We start from the raw sequence: 341 nt of genomic DNA, 5'->3' as shown, positions 1-341 counted from the left end.
GGGGGGGGGGGGGGAGCGGCGCGGGGCCATAGAATCGGGGGGCGGGGAGCTTTTAATCTCGGTGGGGGGGGGGGTGGCGCCCCGGCCGCCCCCCCCACCTCCGGTTGTCACCGCCGCGCCACCCGGTTCGGGGCCGGTGCGGCGCCGGGCCGCTGCCCAGGATGCGGCTGTCCTCGGCGCCGGATCGGACGGTGACCGGCAGCCCCCTCCGCTCGATCCGGGATGGATGGAGCGGAGCCCCTCGCTGCCAGGTATGGGTCGGGGGGGGGGGGGCCCCGCCCGGGACCCACGGGGCGGGGGGGAGGGGGGCCCGGGGGGGGTCCGCCGGGTATGCGGCGGCC

It is taken from the genome of Amycolatopsis sp. NPDC059021 (assembly GCF_042739895.1).
In the GTDB taxonomy this organism is placed as follows: Bacteria; Actinomycetota; Actinomycetes; order Mycobacteriales; family Pseudonocardiaceae; genus Amycolatopsis.
Note: the sequence above shows the minus strand (reverse complement) of the source record.